Source organism: Niastella sp. OAS944 (genome assembly GCA_024809215.1).
GTDB lineage: Bacteria > Bacteroidota > Bacteroidia > Chitinophagales > Chitinophagaceae > Niastella.
This window is the reverse complement of sequence record JANUBW010000001.1, coordinates 1,247,078-1,266,614: the sequence shown is the minus strand read 5'-3', so window position 1 is coordinate 1,266,614 and position 19,537 is coordinate 1,247,078. Positions and strand designations below refer to the sequence as shown.

Here is a 19,537-nt window from a genome sequence, read left to right as displayed (position 1 = left end):
CCAACTGCGACTATTTAGTGATTTAAAAAAAATGGGGAATTTGCAAGGTGACTATAGCGCATAAGGAACCCTGTTGAAACGTTATTTTTTAGCTACCTTCTTTTTTACAGTACTTCCGGTTTTCCAGCCATTATAATAGGTACAAACTTTCTTCATTAAACAAATGGGGCATTGCGGTTTTGGGCGGCAGATCTCCCGCCCCAGAAACGACATAGCCATGCCGGCATCCCATTCTTTTTTGGGAAGTATTTCCATCAATTCCTTTTCAATCTTTTCGGGAGTTGTTGTATTGACAATTCCTAATCTATTGGCAACGCGAATGGTGTGCAGATCAACAATAACTCCTTCAGGCGATGCTTTGGCGCCCCGCCTGATCACATTGGCCGATTTGCGGCCGATGCCCGGCAATTCAACCAGCGAGTCAATATCAAGTGGAATATTACTGTCGTTTTTTATCGCTTTTGCCGTTTTTACCAACCACTGCGCTTTATGTCTGAAGTTCCTGATCTTACTTATATAAGGGAACAACAACTCCGCTTCTGCTTTGGCGAGGGCCCGCATATTAGGGAATGCTTTAAAGAATTCAGGAGCTATTAAGTTCACCACATGATCAGTTGACTGTGCCGATAAAACCACCATTACTATCCATTGATAAAGATTGGCAGCCTCAAGCGGATGTTGGGTGTTTTTATATTTCTTCAGCAATGGCTTTACGGCAGCAGGCCAGTCGATGGTTGGCTGTTTCATATGGAAGTAAAATGAAATATAAATTTAATTAAATTATATCGTAATTGATTGCTATGGTTTTAGATAGGTTTATGTAACAAATAGCTGGCAAATGACACTAATTCGGCAAAATTGGAGTTTTGCTTATTAACCCCTAACCCCTTGAATAATGAAAAAGCTATTGGGCCTTATTGCATCTTTTCTTGTTTGCTCGCTCGTTGTGAAGGCACAAAATCGTATGGATTTTGCGAAAGTGAATGGTCTTCTTGAGCCTGCGGAAATTAGTATTGGCGATAAATTATATAGCTATAAAAGAATTTCCCCTGCGAAGCTGAAAGAAATGCGTACCTGGGAAGCGGGTGACTATTTGCTGAATGAGCAATATAAAAAGTTAAGTAGGGATATTGATCATTTATGGACCTGTCTTTCTATGGTGGCCCAGGATAACTCCCGTTCTGTACAGGAGTCAATGTTAATGAACTTCAGAAATATCCTGGACGATTTTAAACAGCGTTATCCCCGGTTTGAAGCACGTACTTATGAAATGATCTATTGGGAAGCCTTAAGACAAATGGGTACTGCACAGGAGAATGAAGACATTGAGGAGATCAAAAACAAAAAAAGAGAAGCGGCCGAACGACAATATGAGATCGAAAAAGCAAAAAGGGAAGAAGGCGATGCGGAGAAGGCGGTTGTTGATGAAAAAGTAAAAGACAGCCTGGATGCCATTACCATGTATACGGTTGAAGAAAATGGAACGGAGTACGAAGTTGGCTATGAGAAAGAGCTTGCAGAGCAAAAAAACTATAAGTATCACCAAAAATTACACGATTACCTGTGCCGGTTTTTGGGATTCAAATATTACTGGGTGTTAAATATTCCGAAGGCTTTAATGACAGCAGAAACATTTAATCTTGAAAGCGCTGAATTGGGCGATAATAGCCTTGTAATAAAAATGGGCCCCAGCCTGAGGCTTGAACATTTGTACGGAAAATTTACAATCAATGCGAAACTGAATAAAGAGGGGAGAGTAACGTCAATGGTCATTACCGGAAACAAGGCAAGTCTTACCTACCTGTTCCTGTGGTTCTGGCCCCCTGGACCAGGATTGTCAAATACGGCTAAGCTGAACGAAAGTGGTGTTTATATAAAAGGAATGTTTATTGAAGACGTAGTACTGAACAGAGGCGCATCAACAATTACCATCAGACCGTCTACTTCTATAAAAATGGCAGGTTCATCCTTAGGTAGTTCCACAAAATCAGGTAAATCCACCACCGCAAAACCAAAAAGTTCAACTGCTTCCGGCTCTAAGCAAAAAAAGGTTGCGGGAGCGTCTTCCGGGTTCTAAAGAATTCAGAAGCCAGCACTAAGTAATAAAAAAGCAGGACCCGGAAAATGAATTCCGGTGTCCTGCTCACCCTTTCATGAAAATTGCCAGTCTATCTTGCGTAAATCCTAGCTAGTTTACACAGCGTGTACGGGAGTGAATCCATCTTCGCTTTCGGCGGGTACGAATTCCTCAACCATTAATTCGTCTATAGTCTTTTGTTGTTTTTTGTTTTTTCTGCGTGTGGTCCAATGATCGAAGATGGCGTAGATCACGGGCACAATGATCAGGGTTAGGAACAGCGAACTGATCAAACCACCGATAATTACCCAGGCCAGTCCATTCTTCCATTCTGCACCCGGGCCCGTTGCAATAGCTATGGGTAACATCCCAAACACCATCGCAATGGTTGTCATAAGGATTGGACGAAGCCTTGCATGGTTTGCCTGTATCAAAGCGTTGAAAGTGTTTTCACCTGCTTGTTTCCGGTGATTGGTAAAGTCAACGATCATGATGGCGTTTTTACAAACCAACCCGATCAACATGATAATACCAAGGATGGTAAAGATGTTCAATGAGTTGTTGGTTAAACCCAGTGCCAGCAATGCACCAATGAACGATAACGGTACAGAGAACAATACCACCAGTGGCATTACAAAGCTGTCGTACAACAGTACCATTACCAGGTACACCAGTAAGATGGCTGCGAGCAATGCCACACCAAGAGTACCAAAACCTTCCGACTGGTTTTCCATATCACCACCCCATACATAACTTACACCAGCGGGTTTTCTTATTTTTTCAAAGGCTTTCTGCCACTCGCCGGCAACAGTACCCGAAGGGCGGCCAACGGTTTGTCCCTGAACAGTTACAGAAGGGCTTTTATCTCTTCTTTCCAGCAAGCTGGGGCCAGAAGATTCGACGATATTGGCGAACTGTGACAATTTGATACGTTGACCCTGATCATTGGTAAACTCCAGGTTACGTACATCGTCGATGTTCGATCTGTTGAAGCTGTTATACCGGATGTTGATGTCGTATTCATATTCACCGGCCCTGAATTTACCATCGGTATTGCCGTTAAAGGCGGTTTGCATGGTTAAACCAACGGTTTGCAGGCTCAGACCCAGACTGGCCATTTTATCGCGGTCAACCTTAACGTTGATCTCAGGGTTACCCGCTTCAACGGTGAGTTTTGTTTCAGTTGCGCCTCTTATTTTTTTCAATTCTTCATGAGCGGCATTGGCAAATACCATGGCGCTATCTAAATCGGGCGCCATTACTATCAACGCCAGGGGCGCCTGGTCGGCCGTACCTAACATACCTATTGGTGTTGTTTTTACCTTAACACCTACCAGCACATTTTGTAATTCTCGTTTTATTTTAGCGGCGTACACATACGAATCATCAGCGCGCTCTTTTTGATCAACCAGCCTAACCCTGATCTCCGATTTATAAGCGGTTGACTGACTACCGGCAAAACCTTCACTAGTTTGACCAACAGCCGTTACCTGGCTTACGATCTCTGGCTTTTTGCTTAAATAAGCTTCGGCTTTTTGTGTAACCTGGTTGGTTTGTTCAATAGAAGCGTCTTTAGGTAGTTCCATTTGTACCAGGAATTCGCCACGGTCGCTCTTTGCAAAGAACTCACCACCAATGTAACCACCACCAAGCATATACAGTGAGCCAACAAACATTACTAATACAATAGCCAGCGTAATACGTTTATGTTTCAATGACCATTTTAAGATTCCGGTGATCCAGTGTGTGAAAGAGGTAAGTCCTTTTTCAAAACCCAGGATAATTCTACCAAAGATCGATTTGTTGCTAAGATGTTCCAGTTTACCAAAGCGCGATGACAACCAGGGCACAATGGTAAACGATGATAACAATGATAACAGCGTTGCAATAATTACGGTTACGCAGAACTGTTTAATGATATTCGATACCAGGCCGGTACTTAAGGCAATTGGTAAGAACACCACCACAATTACCATGGTAATGGCGGTTACGGTAAACCCAATTTCCTTGGTGGCTTCGAATGCTGCGCGTACGCGGTTCTTACCCATTTCCATATGGCGGTAAATATTCTCCAGAACCACAATGGCGTCATCCACAAGTATACCAACCACCAGCGACAGACCCAGCAAACTCATCAGGTTCAATGTATAGCCCAACAGCGCCATACCAATAAAGGTTGCTATCAGTGAGGCAGGAATAGACACCATTACGATGAGCGAGTTCCTTATGCTATGCAGGAAGAACAACATCACAAATGCCACCAGTACTACCGCCAGCAACAGGTCATGTACTACTGAATCGGCAGCTTCGAGGGTGAACACGGTACTATCGTTGGCAATTTCAAGTTTCAAACCATTGGCTGCATATTGTTGCTCCAGTGAGGCAACCCGTTTTTTGATCTCATCTGCAACCGCTACTGCGTTGGCATCGCTTTGCTTTACGATCTGAACGGCGATCGCGTTCTTTTGGTCGACCCTTGAAATTTTCTCTACTTCTTTTTGCGAATCCTGTACATCGGCTACATCACCCAACCGAACGGCTATGCCATTCTTTGAGGTAAGTACCAGGTTACGCATTTCTTCTACGTTCTTGTATTTACCCGATAACCGCACCAGAATGCTTTGCTCACGGGTTTGTACATTGCCGGTAGGGAAATCGAGGTTACTGCTAAGAATGATCTGTTGTACCTGAGGTACTGATAAACCATAGCCTTTCAGTTTCTCGGCATCAAGGCTTACCTGTATCTCTCTTTCCTGACCACCCACCAGGGTTACCTGCGCCACACCATTTACACGGGAAAGAGCCGGACTGATGCGTTTGTCGATCAGATCGAAAAATTGTGCTTCATCCATTTTGGCTGAGGCAGAGAAGGTAAGAATAGGAAGATCGCTTAATGAGAATTTATTCAAAGAAGGCGGATCAACATCTTCGGGAAGATCTTTCAGAATAGCATTGATCTTACGCTGCGCATCGTTCAATGCATAATCTGCATCGGCGCCGCTGTTTAGCGAAATGGTTACCAATGAAATACTTTCATAAGATTTCGATTCCAGCTTTTTAATGTTTTCAAGGGAGGCTACGGCATCTTCAATTTTTTTGGTAACCGTATTTTCCACTTCCGCAGGCGACGCACCGGGGTAAACCGTTGTAATGGTCACCGCGTTACTGTCGAACTTCGGTATCAGTTCATAGCCCAATAGAGAGTAACTAAACAAACCACCCAATGTGAGGATCGTAAACAATACGATCACCATGGAAGGCCGTTTTATGGATATTTCAGCTAATTTCATTTATAATAATTTTACATTGATGGTTGTACGGGCGCTTATCGAATGATGCTTACTTTGCTGCCGTCAACAAGATTGATCTGTCCGCTGGTAATTACAAAAGCACCTTCCGTAAGTCCGTTCAGCACTTCTACTTTTTCACCCAGTACGCGGCCGGGGGTAACGGTTTTTAATTTAGCTACATCGCCTTCGGCTACAAATACCTGTTTGTTGTTCACACTACCCACAAAGGCAGTACGTGGTATCATGATCACTGATGACTGATTAGGGAAGTCGAAAACGGCGGTTCCATACATGCCTGCTCTCAACTGGTTGGCTGCATTGTTGGTGATAGTGATCTCTACAGGGAAGTTCAATGCTTCATCGGCTTTAGGGGCAATGAAATTGATCTTGCCTGTGAAAGTTTTTTCAGGGAACACGCTTGCTTTCACCTGTACCTGTTTACCAACGCTCAGGTAGGGGATCTGTGCTTCGTTCACCGTAACGTTCAGTTTAAGGGTTGAAACATTTACGATATCGAATAAAGCGGTGCCGGGTGAAACCACGCTACCGGGTTCAATATGACGTTTGTTTACAATACCGCTGATGGTAGCGCGAATATTTGCATCGCCCAGGTTGATCTTTGATTGCTCCAGTTTGGTTTTTTCATTTTGTACTTTTAACCGGGCATTATCGAGTTGTTGTTGGGTAACACCGCCTGTTTTAAAGGCATTCTCATATCTTTCCAGATCGGTTTGAGCACTTTGATAATTGGCTTCTGCATTGTGCAAGTCAACCGATAACTGATCAACGCGAATGGTGGCAACACTTTGTCCATTATGTACATAGCTACCTTCATCAACCAGCACATTTACTACACGGCCCGCTTTTTCTGAAGACAGTTTCAATTCCTGTGCAGGTGCAAAGTTGCCGTTGGCAATTACATCGAGGTCGGGTACTGCACGCTTTACGGTATCTATGCGTACTGAAACAGATGCATTTGTTTGGGCTACGATCTTGGTTTTTTCTTCCGATTTCTTTTTGTTGTTCGAGAGTACTTTAGCAATAGCTCCTAAAGAGACTATGATTACTACGATTGTTACAATGATCTTAGCGATCTTCTTCATTGTATGTTAGTTTAAGAGTGATTTTAAATTTCCCTGTGCTTTTATCAGTTGAATCTCTGCTATTCTATAATCGAGCAAAGCAGCGGTATAGTTGTTTTGTGCAGTGGTAAGCGAATTTTCCGCATCAAGCAGGTCGGTCAGTGGCGCCAATCCCTGTGTATAGTTGTTCTGCGTATTGGTATACACCTCTTCTGCCAGAGCAACGTTTGTTTTCTGATTGTTCAGGGTTATGATGCTGTTGCCAAGCTGTGTTTTCGCATTTTGATAGGCGAGGTTCAGCGATAGTTCGGTGTTCTTTATATCTGCCTGTAATTTTCTGATGTCAATATCGGCCTGGCGCACTTTTGAGCGGGTTGAAAATCCATTGAAGATCGGGATCTTCAGGTTCAGCCCTACCGATGCATAGTCGAACCAGTTAGCACCGGTACCTATAGGGAATTTATTGCTCATGCCCATGTAACCGTAATTACCCGAAAGCGATAATGATGGATAGTATGCTGCGTTGGTGGCATCCTTTTGTAACACCAGCAGTTCTTCCTGTTTCTTCAACACCTGGTAGTCTGTTAACTTTTTTACATCAGGCGTATTGTCCATCATGGCCAATTGAGGTTTAATGCCATCCAGTGCCGACGTTGGAACGGTGATGGCTGTTTCAATAGGAACGCCCATGTAAAACTTCAACGTGTTTTCCTGCAGTTGAACGGCGTTGCTCAATTGTGAACGTTGAGCCTGCAGATTGCTCAGGTTTACTTTACTTCTGTCAACGTCGATCTTTTTAGCCAGGCCATTCTTAAATTGGCCTTCTATTACATTAAATATCCGGGACGTAGTGGCAATATTGCTATCGATAACTACCAGCTGCTGGCGTTGAACCAATACCTGGTAATATTGTGTGGCCACTTTTTCAATTACCTGTTCATCGGTAAGACCGCTTACCAGTTGGTAATACTGTTGGGTGGTTTTTGCTGCCTTCAAACCGGTGAATACCGATTTATCGAACAAAGTTTGTGAAAGCGATACCGAGGCACTACTGTTCCATTTTTGTCCAAACGCTACCAGCATTGTTTTGCCAGGTTGGCCTGCTAACTCGCCTGGTATGGCGCTTAATTGAAGAATAGGATTAAAGGTAATACCGGCGTTGCCATTTATTTGCGGCAGCGCCTGTGACCGGGCCTGGTCAATTTTATTCTGGCTGTTCTCTTCATCCAGTTTGGCCTTAATTGCTTCCGATTTGTTTTTCAAAGCTTGTTGTAATGCTTCTTTTAGGGTAAGCGGCGCTGTTTGAGCGTTTGCCAGCGATATCATACTTACTCCGGCCACAAGCAAAACCAAACGTTGAACAAGGGTTCGAAGCGATTGATTGTGTTTCATTAACTATGTATTTAATTGAGCTGTTTGATTAAAGTGATTCGTTCTATTCCACATGCGCCATCCTGTTAGGCAAACTGTATTGTTTTAATTCATTTTCAAGAAGGGGAATAGCTTCCGGTGCTATAATGCCATACAGGAACAGATATGTTGCCTGCCTGAACACTTCATCTTTTGAATAGTCGTTCACCAGTTCGGCAGCGAATTCAAAATCTCTTTTTCTATGTTGTAGTAAAATGGTAACTACCAGCTTTGGGTGCAGGCTGCCGCGAAATACACCTTCCACAATTCCCTGTTCAAGTACGCGCAGCAACAGTTGCTCTGTGATGGTATTGAGTGCTGTAGTGAGGGTTTGATATTCTGCCGGGTAATGTTTTTGCAGGTCTGTAAAAAATACCACACTGGTTTTTTTGCAGAAATCAACATTGGCTGCCATAAACCCAAGCACTCGTTGCAGGTTGTGTGCTTTATCATGTTCGACTCTTTCCATGGCGTGGTTGTAGTCGTTGGCCACCAGTTGGCAAACCTGCTGAACCAGGTGCTGGCGCGAAGTAAAGAACCGGTAAAGGGTCTTTTTCGAGATCGCCAGTCGCGACGCAATTTCATCCATCGTGTAGAGCTGTATGCCCTGCGTGGTGAATAAGCGGTAAGCTGTTTCTAATATGATTAATTCAGTCATTAAATTTTCGACCAATTTGGTTTGTTGGTCAAAGGTAATGTGACTTTTCGACCAAATTGTAAAAATGGTCGAATTAAATTGTTAAAGGAATGTGAAAGCGCTGCGGGTAAGCGTAGGAAATGCCGGCATTTATAGATGAGAAATAGGTTCAATTTGTTGAAATCCAATGTTTATTGAAATTAAACATCTGAAACGCCCGTTTTTTCTGGCGTTTCTGTTTTACCAGAATAAGTAGTAGCGAAGGATTACGTATATTTGTATAAACACGTTTAAATCGACCAAAAATGTCGAATAGTCAAGATTTGAAAGATCCGTTTAAGGAAGATATACTAAATGGCGCCCGGGAATTGTTTGAAAGATTTGGGTTTAAAAAGACCACCATGGAGGATATTGCCCGCCAGGTAGGTAAGTCGAAAAGCGCCCTGTATTATTATTATAAAACGAAGGAAGAGATCTTTGAGGCGGTCATATTACGTGATATAGCTACAACCGAAGCATTGGTAGCCGAAGCAGTAAAAAAAGAAGAATCGGCCACCAGCAAATTCAGGGTATTGTTCACCACCCTGCTTGAAGGGGTAAAACAAAAATCCAATCAGTTTTCCGTTTTCAAATCGGAGCTGCATGAAACCCATTTTTTGTTCGATAGTATTGTTAAGAAACGCGACCTATACATCGAAGAAATGATAAAAGACATTCTTATATTGGGCATCAGCCAACGCGAAGTAAAAATGTTGAACAATGCAGAAATGAGTTTGTGGGCAACCATGACCAACATAACAGTGAAGGCTACTGCCCACAAACTTTTTCTGGAAGACGACTTTAATTTAACCAGCAGCCAACTTGTATTTATGGCTGATTGTTTATTTAACGGCTTAAAGGCTTAATCATCCATCTTAATTAACGTCTCACCAAACATGCTCGTAAACGGGCAGGCGTTCTGTTATAGCCGATTCCTTCCAAATATAGCCCCTCGTATCAGTGCTATTATTAATGTAAAGACTGCCGACCCCACAACTGCCCAAACGATAGGGAAAGTTTTTCCGCCTACATGAATGGCAAATATTTCGGGCAAGCCAAATTTTCCCGCTATCCATAAACCAATATATGCGCCAATAAACCCTACCACAATGGAAACCAGGCAACCGCCCAGGTCGTACCCGGCAAGTGATTGACCAACTGCCCCGCAAATGGCGGCAATAACAAGAAGTATTAATAACTCTGTGAGTGTCATAGTGGAATATGTTTTTCAATGTTTATTGTTGCAATTTAAATGCCGGGTTCGGGTTCATTGCAATTTTGCCGAGTTCAGCTGTACGCCAATTAATTTGTATCCATTATCGGTACGTAAGAATTCAAAATGGTCCTGCGTCAATCTTTTTTTGTTATTATAGCTGATAACGAACCTCTTCACAGGGTAGCGATCGTTTTTCGGTTGACCGCAGTTGCCAAAATACTTTTTGTATTCAGCTGTTTCGTAAATGTAGGGGTTAAGGCTTTCGTCAACGATATAGTAATCACATTTGGTTGAATTAAGAGCAAGCAATATCTTTTTTATTGTTTCAAAGTTTTTCTCAGCGAAACGGGTTTTGGGTATGGGTGTGGCTATGCCAAATGATGCCCCGCAGGTAACCAATGGCGCGCGTTTGGAGTACGCCTGGGATGGAAGATTTGGCTGGCCATATACAAGTTTTACCGATCAGTCGAAGGGGGGCAACCAGCCCCATATGATCACTTTCGATATGGGTATAACAGCCAGGCTAAGCCGGGTGTGGATACGACCGTACCCCGAAGGCAGCAGGTGGTATTATCTCACTACCATGAAGCGCTTTGAGTTGTATGGTTCAACCAATCCAACTTCCGATGGATCGCTTGATAATAGCTGGACGTTACTTGGTACCTACGAAGTCGTAAAGCCATCGAACCAGCCGTACGGAACTGATAATGCATTAGACCAGGCTACGGCCACTGCCGGTTTTAATTTTGAAATGCCCCTTACGGCTCCGAGGGTACGGTACATTCGTGTTCGCTGCCTGGAGAATTTTGCAGGCGGTACTGCACAAAGTATAAATGAGATAAGTGTTTATGGCGATCCCCGATAAACAAAAAATAAAATAATTATGAAAAAGCTAATTCAATATATAAACAGGCGCATGCTTACCGTATTGCTGCTATTCACGATGCTCACTGTTGTTTCCTGTTCCAAATGGGATGAATATAAAAAGTATACGCCCGGTGGTGAAATTATATATCCCGGCACGCTCGATTCCTTAAAGGTATTATCAGGTAAAGAAAGGGTTCGTATTTCTGGTCTATTAACTGCCGATCCTAAAGTGGCGACTGTTAAGGTGCTCTGGAACACCAATAAAGATTCGCTGGTGTATGATATAAAAAGAAGTGTAACGGGAAATAAGTTTGAACAAACAATTCCCCTGCCCGAAAGCGTTATCACATTTACCGTTTATACATATGACCTCGAAGGCATCAGGTCGGTGCCGGTATATGTGGTGGGCAGGTCATATGGCGACATTTATCGCAAATCGTTGACAAACCGTTACCTTACTTCTGTTACTTATACATCTGCCAGCGATAGCACAACAATTAATTGGGATGCTGCTTTGGCAACCACTTTATATACAGAGGTGTTGTATCCTAAAAATCCTTCGGGTAATATGGTTAAGATAGATGTGCCTGTTAAGGATATGAAGACCGGTTTAAATGGTTTTGATTTTCAGAAAGCGAAATTCTCTTATCGCACATTTTACCGGCCCGACTCAACCTGTATTGATACGTTTGCCACCCAATACATTACACGTTAATGGTTGATGAATACTATATAGTCGATTGTTATGTACATGGGGCCGCCAAGCGGCCCCATTTGTATTAATCAGAAAAAGCTGTATTTTTGCACTCAATTCAAAACAAGGTAAACCTTGTGTTATGTAATCGCTCCCACATATCATCCCTTTCTATTTGATGCTCTTCACTAAGAGTGTTACCGATTTTCTTTTAATCTTACTCACGTATTACTTTGTTTATGCAATCAGAGAAATACGGTCGCACATATCATTATCCCTTTTCGCCGGGAACAACCAGCGATGACAGGATCAATTTTGATTACTGGAGCGACCTTCAACAAATAAAAACGGTAGTACATACCGAAAAGCTCGATGGTGAAAATAACTGTTTGAGCAAATGGGGCGTATTTGCACGTTCGCATGCAGCGCCCACCACCTCGCCCTGGACTGCCACGTTGCGCGAATTTTGGCAGCGGGTAAAGAATGACCTGGGCGATCTGGAAATTTTTTTAGAGAACCTGTATGCCGTTCATTCCATCAGGTACCAACAACTCGATCATCATTTTTATGTATTTGCTGTTCGGGAACAGGGTCGCTGGTTAAGTTGGGAAGAAGTGAAATTCTATGCAGCTATGCTCGATCTGCCAACAGTACCGCAGATTGAAATAGAGCCTACACCCCACGACCGGCATTTGTTCGAGCAAAAGATAATGAACGTTGTTGGTACGGCCGGTGCGTTCGATCCGGTTGATACGGCTACCGGAAAACCCTGTACGCTGGAAGGTATAGTAAGCCGGAATGCAGCTGCTTTTCACCGCGAGGAATTTGCACACAATGTATTTAAATGGGTGCGCAAAGGGCATGTAAAAACAAACGAGCACTGGACGCGGAACTGGAAACGTGCTGGTTTAAAATACGAAGGAGGGCAGTATGTGGACTTTAACAATCAATAAAGACTGGGATAGTTTGCAGGCTCAGTTCAGTTGGGTACGTGATATGGAAACTGTTCCGCAAGACCCTGTGCATCATGCCGAAGGGAACGTGGCCGTTCATACGCGCATGGTGCTGGAGGCCTTGCAGCAACTGGAAGGATATAAAAACCTGCCGGCACAGGAACAGGAGATACTATGGGCGGCTGCATTGTTACACGATGTAGAAAAGCGGTCCACTACCGTACATGAACCTGATGGAAGCATTACCTCAAAGGGGCATTCGAAAAAAGGTGCTATGACTGCACGGCAGCTCTTATACACCGAACTGCGGGCGCCATTTCATATTCGGGAACAAATAGTGCAACTGGTGCGGCTGCATGGACAACCCATTTGGGCCATTGAAAGGCGGGATCCGGCAAGAACGGTTATAGAGGCTGCGTTGGTAGTTGATACGAAGCTACTTTCCCTGCTGGCAAGGGCCGATGCATTGGGAAGGGTATGTAACGACCAGCAGGAACTTTTATATCGTATAGATCTGTTTGAGGCTTTGTGCCAGGAACATGACTGTTGGGGAAAGACAAAGGCGTTTAAAACGCCACATGCCCAGTTCCATTATTTTAATAAAGAGAATAGCTCACCGGGGTTTGTTCCTTTTGATGAATTTGGTTCTACGGTCATTATACTTTGCGGATTACCTGGTTCGGGCAAGGATACGTATGTACGGCAGTATTATACCGATTGGCCTGTTATTAATCTGGATGAAATTCGCCGGGCAAATAAAATTGCCCCCACCGATAAAAGCGGTAATGGTACCGTGGTGCAACTGGCAAAAGAACAGGCCAGGGAACATTTACGCAAAAAGCGACATTTTGTTTGGAACGCCACCAATATAACCAGGCAAATGCGGTCGCAATTGATTGACCTGTTTATTACTTATAAGGCCTATGTAAAAATTGTGTATATAGAAGTACCTTATAATAAATTGCATGTGCAGAATAAAAACCGCGAAGCGGTTGTGCCGAAAAATGCAGTAGATAAACTGGTTGGCAAACTGGAAGTGCCCGCGCCCTGGGAAGCGCATGAAGTGGTTTACTTTATCAAAGACTGATGTTTATTGAACGCCTCCGTTTTTAGGGGGCGTTCTTATTTCCGGTACAAACTCAGTTCCATTGGGGCGGCGAACCCTTTCAATCACAAAAATGTATTTGATATGTTTGAACGGCACCCACAGATCATCGTAACCCGCAGCCGGGTTATAGCTGTGAAGGCAAAGCTGGTCAACACCGGTATTTTCGTCGGCAGTTTTTATTTGAGAAGGGCTTTTCAGCAAACAAAACCGTTCGCCATTGTATTCAATTATAAACACCATGGGCCGGTGCAATGGTATTTTGGCAATGTCATTTACGGTTAACAAGCGGCCAAGGGTAAGACTGCCGCCAGGAATGGCGCCCGGTGTGTTATCGTTCATGCTATCGCCCTGGTTGGGGAACCAGTAGTATTGCTCACCCGGTATTTTATCCGGTGCATCTATATAGTATTTAGGTTTGCCCAATGTAGCCTCCAGCTCCTGCAATCCTTTGTTGTTACTATTTTCCATGCACACCTGTTTGTAATATAAAGATACGATTCCTCTTTTTTTTAGAAGAAGTTACCTGTAAGCTTTATATACATTACGTATATAACAAAGAACGACAACACCAAACTGATCCACCTGGTCCTTTTAGTTTTGTAATCTATGTTCTTACTTTTCTGCGCCTGAACAAAATTATACACGGTGAGTCCCAAAAACAGCGTTCCGCCAATGGCAACAACGGTCTTATTCAGGGATACGTTCACTGTTATCAATAATGCCATGGAAGCAAGACCTAACAACGCCTGCCATTTTAGTTGATCGGCTGCTTTACCCTTTGATACAAGCGGTTTTATTTTCTCCAACGCAATTTCCAGTTGTTCCGGGTTTTCAATTTGTTTTGGCACTATAATAAGATCGCGGGCTTTTTCACCTTTTATGTAAAAGCCGCCTTTTTTGCGTTTAATTATTTCCTGAACCTCACTTATATAAATGGAGATGGTAGGGGTGTTTAATTGTTCCCGCGCAATGAGGTTATCAGAGATGGTCAATTCATAGCTATCAAGTGTCTTTTTCGTTTTTTTCAGCATCCGGTTAAGTCCAAACCCAAGAATTGCAATAAAGATCACAATGGGCAAGTAGGTAGCGAGGTCAATAAGCTGCATTGAATGATCAGGAACATACCCGGGTGTTACATCATTCCTCCGGTTCATGGTACTGGTGTAAAGAGAGGTACCCGTAAAAACAGCACCTATTACGAAACCGGGAATACTAAAAAGCAAGATCTTCTTTCTGATCTCTTTAAATCCGTTGGGTTTTATTTTGAATGTTAACATAAGTCCAGTACGGTTTGGTTACAGCGAATTTAATCGGAATTTATAGATTTCTGTAATTCAGCTAAAAAACGTAAAAGAGGAATAATAATTTACATATAACAGTTATTTTTTGCGTAAACGAATAATACATCAAAAAAATAGAATATTCCATTTTTAACCGTTGCCAGGCTAACTAATTTGCCATACGCGATTGCATTGCTATTTACTGCTACATTATAGCTCTGCCGCCCCACTGTACGAATCAATTTCACATTTATTGTTTATAACTCAACCTGGAGGTTGTTCCGGCTATATGCTTGTTTTTAAGCCGGGAATGCGCCTTCGTGGCTTTTTCATTTTACTGTTCCATAAAACCATTTAAAACTAACGTATGCGTTGCTGTTTACGAACAAGGAAGTGTGTGCGCACTTCAATTCCGTTCCTTTTATTTATTTGCTGCTTTTTCAATGCTTCGGCCCAAACCCCTGTAATTAAGATCGACCTGAACCAAACCGGCCGGCCCGATGCTGAGGTACTTGAACCGGGTTATACCGGCTGGGCTTTGCCTGCTACTACAGTTGATACCGCAACTCTTTCATTAAGCAATGGTGTTACCATAAAGCTCATCAGGAAAGGGCCATATGGCGATAAACTAAACACCAACTGGTATAAAGCTGGTATACAAACGCCCTATTTCGCCTGTTTGGTGTGCGATGGGGTACGTGTAAATAATGGCACCAATGGCGCCCAGATAGAAATGCGCATCAGCGGTCTTCCTGCCGGTACGCATAGCATACTTACGTATCATAATAATGTCGATAATCTGGCGGCCGGTACATACGCACCAATTGATGTGTATTTAGATGGCGCCATGAAATACGATAACCTTATGCCTACTGTTCGTTCAACGGTTACCTCCGACGTACCAACCGCCTATGTGTTTGCCAATGCGGTGCCCGGGCAGGATGTGGTGATGTTGTTTGTAGCCGATACAACAACCGGCGCCACGCATAAAAACTTTATGCTTAATGGTATAGAGATCAATGTAGGTAATCCGTTGTACCAGGCAAAGTTGCCATACCCTGCACATGGCGATGAACATGTTGATGCTGATAATGGCACGTTGAATATGAGCTGGACGAATGCAGCCAGTGCCGTGGCCAGCCATGTTTATATAGGTATCGATTCTGCTTCTGTTGCTAATGCAACACCAGCTTCATCGCTTTACAAAGGCCGCATTACTTCAACTGCTTATACAGCAACTGCACAATACAGTATGAACAGTTACTACTGGCGAATAGACCAGGAGGATGTGAATGGCAATGTAACCAAGGGAAATATCTGGTATTACCGTCCACGCCAACTGGCATTCAGAGATGCAGAAGGTTATGGCCGTTTTGCACGTGGCGGCCGTGGAGGTAAAGTGGTGCATGTTACCAACCTCAACGATAATGGCCCCGGTAGTTTGCGCGAAGCCGTTACCAATGATATTGGCCCCCGTACCATTGTATTTGATGTATCGGGTATCATTACACTTAACTCAAGATTGACCGTTGGTCAGAATTATATCACCATTGCCGGGCAAACCGCTCCGGGCAAGGGCATTTGTATAAGGAACAATCCGTTTGGTACCGGTGCTAAAGATATTGTGATGCGCCATTTGCGCGTACGGGTGGGGGCGCCTGTTACCACAGATGGTATGGGTAATGTAGGTGATTTTAGTATCGTTGACAACTGTTCCATTAGCTGGACGATCGATGAAGCCTTCAGTTCAAGAAATGCCAAAAATGTTACACTGCAACGAACGCTTATCTCAGAAGCGTTGAATGTGGCCGGGCATCAGAACTATCCTGCGGGTACGGCACATGGTTATGCGGCAACTATTGGTGGTTATATTGGCAGCTTCCACCACAATTTGCTGGCGCATTGCGAAGGCCGCAACTGGAGTATGGGCGGTGGCCTCGATGGCAATGGCTATTATTCAGGTAAGCTCGACATCCGTAACAACGTTGTATATAACTGGGGCGGTCGCACTACCGATGGCGGCGCCCATGAAGTGAACTTTGTAAACAACTATTACAAACCAGGTGCTGCTTCCCGTAAGTTTGTTGCACTAACGGCCGATCATGAAGGAGTAGGCCTGGGTACCCAGCGGTATTATTGCGAGGGTAATGTAATGCCTGGTTATTTCGATGAAAGTACACAATCGCTTGGGCGCAACGAAACCTGGGCCAGCGGGGAAGCCGTGCATTATCCAAGCTTTGTAGCGGCGCCTTTCTTCGACTCATATGTAGCAACACAAACCGCAAAAGACGCATACAAACGGGTGCTTTCAAATGTGGGAAGTAACCAGCCGGTATTTGATGATCATGACGTTCGCATTATAATTGAAACATTGAATGGAACAGTCACTTATTATGGAAGCTACAAGGGTACGCCTGGTTTGGTTGATAAAGTAAGCGATGTAGGCGGCTGGGAAGATTATCCCGAACTGCACCGTGCCGCAGAATTCGATACCGACGGTGATGGCCTGCCCAATTGGTGGGAAACACTTAAAGGATTAAATGCAAACTCCGCTGCCAATGATTTTTCCGATGCCAATAACGATGCCGACCTGGATGGCTTTACCCAGCTCGATGATTACCTCGACTGGATGGGTGGACCGCATTACTTTATTCTCCCCGGAACCGCATTTTCACTCGATCTTAAACTGCTGGCCCGCGGTTATACCAATAGCCCGATGTTTACAACCGGCAATGCGGTAAATGGTTTTGTAATGGCCGATCCCCTAACACCCGGCACCGTACTGTTTACTCCAACTGCCAACGGACTGGCCGCATTTGATTTTACCGTTACCGATGCAGAAGGCGCTACCATGACGCGCACGGTGAATTTGCGGGTAACGCCTGATGCCGCACTGCCTATATCACTGGTAAATTTTAAAGCAAAAAGAAAAGATGCTGCAACGGTTGCTGTAACCTGGGAAACCGTGCAGGAAGAGCACAATGATTATTTTGAAGTACAACGCACCTTCGCACCCGGAGCTCCTTTTGTTACTATAGCCAAAGTTGATAGTAAAGCAACGAATGGCAGCAGTTCTGAAAAACTGGAGTATGCAATGCAGGACCAGAACGATCATACCGGCGTAACCTATTATCGCCTGGTGCAAAAAGATCTGGATGGCAAGTCAGCTGTTTCTGAAATAAGAACGGTGAACGGTAGCGATGCTACGCCACAGGTCAAAGTATGGCCGGTACCGTCAAAAGGAAAATTCAATGTATTACTTACCAATGCCGGGGCACTTACTGTTGTGCGGGTATACCATGTTGATGGAAAAATGATAGGTAAGGAAGAAACGCTGGCAAGTGGTGTAATTAAACAATTCAGTATTGCAACATCAGGAACTTATTTTATTAAAGGAATAAATAAAATAACCGGGGAGGTTCTCTTTACAAATAAAGTAGTTATAGAGTAACCTTTTTGGGTTTCAACGTATTTAATTCTGTGCATTTATAGATGGTTCACACTTTTAGGCAATTACGGGACGGTCATTTTTGGCTGTCCCTTTTTTATTAACCTTTTGGCTGCCATTGCCCGGTTTCATTATCTTTGATCGAAAGTTCTGTAGCCCCGTACCCGCCAAATTATGGGTATGATGACACTAACTGTTTCTGAAAATATTTTGAGAATGGTTCTCGGCCTGGGTGTTCTGCAAGGAATGCTATTGGCTGCGCTTATCTTCTTTCACCCCCGGGGCGATAAATCGGTTAACTTATTTCTGGCCTGTTTTATCATGAGCGTTTCTGCAGTAATGTCGTTGCCGATCATTGTTCATTTTGTTGGCTGGCAAAATAGTTTTTTTGTACAGTCACTTCCCCTTCTCCCTGGTCCTTTTTTATATCTCTACATTCGAAGTTTTAAAGAAACGATCACTTTTCGAAAGGCCTGGCCGCATTTTATAATATGTGTTTTGTGGGTGATACCAACCTACTTTAATCTTTTAAAGTATTCAAAGCTTTATCCCGATGCCGGAATGGTGCCCATTGGTGTGTTGGGTAGCCCTACTACTATACTACTTGTAATGGGGCGGCCTGTTTTACAGGTAGTGTATTATTTCATGGCCCGCAGTCAGTTAATTTCTTATCAACGGTCTATACGCCAGCTCTTTTCCGAAACAAGCCGCATCGATCTTAACTGGGCCCGGTATCTTGTGAATGGGTTCCTGGTTTTAATTGGGGTATTTTTTGTGGCCTTTCCGCTCATGTTTGTTTTTCCTAACCACATCAGCCTGATACTGCTTATTAATATGTCGGTAGGTGCTCCTTATATATATGTAGCTACCTGGCTGGGTATAAAACAGTATACGGTTTGGCAGGTTCAACCTGGTGTAAACAAGGAAGCTACCGAGGCAACCATACAGCAAGCGGCTGATATTGAAATAAATGGCTCAAACGGTAAAAAGCCCAAACCCGCCAAAACCGTACAAAGCGATGACCGTATGGAGGTACTTGTAAAGAAGATCATTGTTTTAATGGAAGAAGAAAAGCTATACCAGGAGGCGGAACTAACCCTTCAACAGGTGGCCGGTAAACTGCAGGTACCTGCTTACCAGGTTTCGCAGGCGCTGAATGAAGGCATGATGAAAAGTTTTTATGAGGTGGTAAACAACTACCGGGTTGAAGATGCCAAGCGCTTGCTGCTCGATGAAAAAAGCAGTAACCATACCATTCTTTCCATTGGGTTCGAAGCGGGGTTCAATTCTAAAACCACATTCAATACCGTCTTTAAGAAATTTACGGGTCTTACGCCTACCGAGTTTCGCGAAAAGCAAACTTCCCTCACTACAGCGTCCTGATCTGTTCATTTTTTGCAGCCGAACCGTTCGGATTTATTAATCGGAACGGCGTT

At 43.7% G+C, this 19,537-nt stretch carries 16 protein-coding genes; 8 read left to right on the top strand and 8 right to left on the bottom strand.

Translation table 11 applies throughout. From position 1 onward, the window contains the following. Positions 1-81: 81 nt before the first annotated feature. Complete coding sequence (gene nth / locus GGD38_RS04790; protein WP_375299157.1) at positions 82-747, bottom strand: endonuclease III domain-containing protein; 666 nt, start codon at positions 745-747, stop codon at positions 82-84. 148 nt (positions 748-895) lie between these two features. On the opposite strand from nth, the gene GGD38_RS04785 reads away from it, so the two are divergent. Then, positions 896-2,077, top strand: a complete 1,182-nt coding sequence (locus GGD38_RS04785) for a hypothetical protein (protein ID WP_375299158.1) — start codon at positions 896-898, stop codon at positions 2,075-2,077. A 116-nt stretch (positions 2,078-2,193) separates the two neighbouring features. Here GGD38_RS04785 and GGD38_RS04780 read toward each other — a convergent pair whose 3' ends face one another. Genes GGD38_RS04780 through GGD38_RS04765 form a run of 4 tightly spaced genes read right to left on the bottom strand, consistent with a single transcriptional unit; the run spans position 2,194 to position 8,517 of the window. Next, positions 2,194-5,367 (bottom strand): efflux RND transporter permease subunit, encoded by a 3,174-nt coding sequence (locus tag GGD38_RS04780; protein ID WP_375299159.1) that lies wholly within the window; start codon positions 5,365-5,367, stop codon positions 2,194-2,196. Between the two features lie 35 nt (positions 5,368-5,402). After that, complete coding sequence (locus GGD38_RS04775; RefSeq protein ID WP_375299160.1) at positions 5,403-6,470, bottom strand: efflux RND transporter periplasmic adaptor subunit; 1,068 nt, start codon at positions 6,468-6,470, stop codon at positions 5,403-5,405. 6 nt (positions 6,471-6,476) lie between these two features. Beyond that, on the bottom strand, positions 6,477-7,841 hold the full coding sequence (locus GGD38_RS04770; protein ID WP_375299161.1) for a TolC family protein: 1,365 nt from the start codon (positions 7,839-7,841) through the stop codon (positions 6,477-6,479). A gap of 43 nt (positions 7,842-7,884) precedes the next feature. Continuing rightward, complete coding sequence (locus GGD38_RS04765; RefSeq protein WP_375299162.1) at positions 7,885-8,517, bottom strand: TetR/AcrR family transcriptional regulator; 633 nt, start codon at positions 8,515-8,517, stop codon at positions 7,885-7,887. A 284-nt stretch (positions 8,518-8,801) separates the two neighbouring features. Between GGD38_RS04765 and GGD38_RS04760 the strand changes: the two genes are divergently transcribed. Then, entirely contained in the window at positions 8,802-9,401 is a 600-nt protein-coding gene (locus GGD38_RS04760) for a TetR/AcrR family transcriptional regulator (RefSeq protein ID WP_375299163.1), read from the top strand. A 56-nt stretch (positions 9,402-9,457) separates the two neighbouring features. On the opposite strand, the gene GGD38_RS04755 is transcribed toward GGD38_RS04760, so the two are convergent. Then, positions 9,458-9,748 (bottom strand): GlsB/YeaQ/YmgE family stress response membrane protein, encoded by a 291-nt coding sequence (locus GGD38_RS04755; RefSeq protein ID WP_375299164.1) that lies wholly within the window; start codon positions 9,746-9,748, stop codon positions 9,458-9,460. Positions 9,749-10,109: 361 nt separating this feature from the next. On the opposite strand from GGD38_RS04755, the gene GGD38_RS04750 reads away from it, so the two are divergent. The 4 genes from GGD38_RS04750 (at position 10,110) to GGD38_RS04735 (ending at position 13,352) form a co-directional block, all read left to right on the top strand. Beyond that, complete coding sequence (locus GGD38_RS04750) at positions 10,110-10,616, top strand: DUF5000 domain-containing lipoprotein (protein ID WP_375299165.1); 507 nt, start codon at positions 10,110-10,112, stop codon at positions 10,614-10,616. A gap of 18 nt (positions 10,617-10,634) precedes the next feature. Continuing rightward, positions 10,635-11,333 (top strand): DUF4998 domain-containing protein, encoded by a 699-nt coding sequence (locus GGD38_RS04745; protein WP_375299166.1) that lies wholly within the window; start codon positions 10,635-10,637, stop codon positions 11,331-11,333. Positions 11,334-11,551: 218 nt separating this feature from the next. Beyond that, on the top strand, positions 11,552-12,265 hold the full coding sequence (locus GGD38_RS04740; protein WP_375299167.1) for an RNA ligase family protein: 714 nt from the start codon (positions 11,552-11,554) through the stop codon (positions 12,263-12,265). Beyond that, positions 12,243-13,352 carry an AAA family ATPase gene (locus tag GGD38_RS04735; protein ID WP_375299168.1) on the top strand — a complete coding sequence of 370 codons (1,110 nt, stop codon included), beginning with the start codon at positions 12,243-12,245 and terminating at the stop codon, positions 13,350-13,352. The genes GGD38_RS04740 and GGD38_RS04735 overlap by 23 nt, the downstream gene beginning before the upstream one ends. A 3-nt stretch (positions 13,353-13,355) precedes the next feature. Here the strand turns inward: GGD38_RS04735 and GGD38_RS04730 are convergent, their stop codons facing one another. Then, the gene (locus GGD38_RS04730; protein ID WP_375299169.1) at positions 13,356-13,841 is read right to left on the bottom strand and encodes a hypothetical protein; all 486 of its coding nucleotides are present in this window, start codon (positions 13,839-13,841) and stop codon (positions 13,356-13,358) included. Between the two features lie 41 nt (positions 13,842-13,882). Further along, entirely contained in the window at positions 13,883-14,650 is a 768-nt protein-coding gene (locus GGD38_RS04725; RefSeq protein ID WP_375299170.1) for a hypothetical protein, read from the bottom strand. A 400-nt stretch (positions 14,651-15,050) separates the two neighbouring features. Here GGD38_RS04725 and GGD38_RS04720 point away from each other — a divergent pair, with 400 nt between their 5' ends. Beyond that, positions 15,051-18,104 (top strand): hypothetical protein, encoded by a 3,054-nt coding sequence (locus GGD38_RS04720; RefSeq protein WP_375299171.1) that lies wholly within the window; start codon positions 15,051-15,053, stop codon positions 18,102-18,104. Between the two features lie 177 nt (positions 18,105-18,281). Then, complete coding sequence (locus GGD38_RS04715; RefSeq protein ID WP_375299172.1) at positions 18,282-19,484, top strand: helix-turn-helix domain-containing protein; 1,203 nt, start codon at positions 18,282-18,284, stop codon at positions 19,482-19,484. The last annotated feature ends 53 nt before the right edge of the window (positions 19,485-19,537 follow it).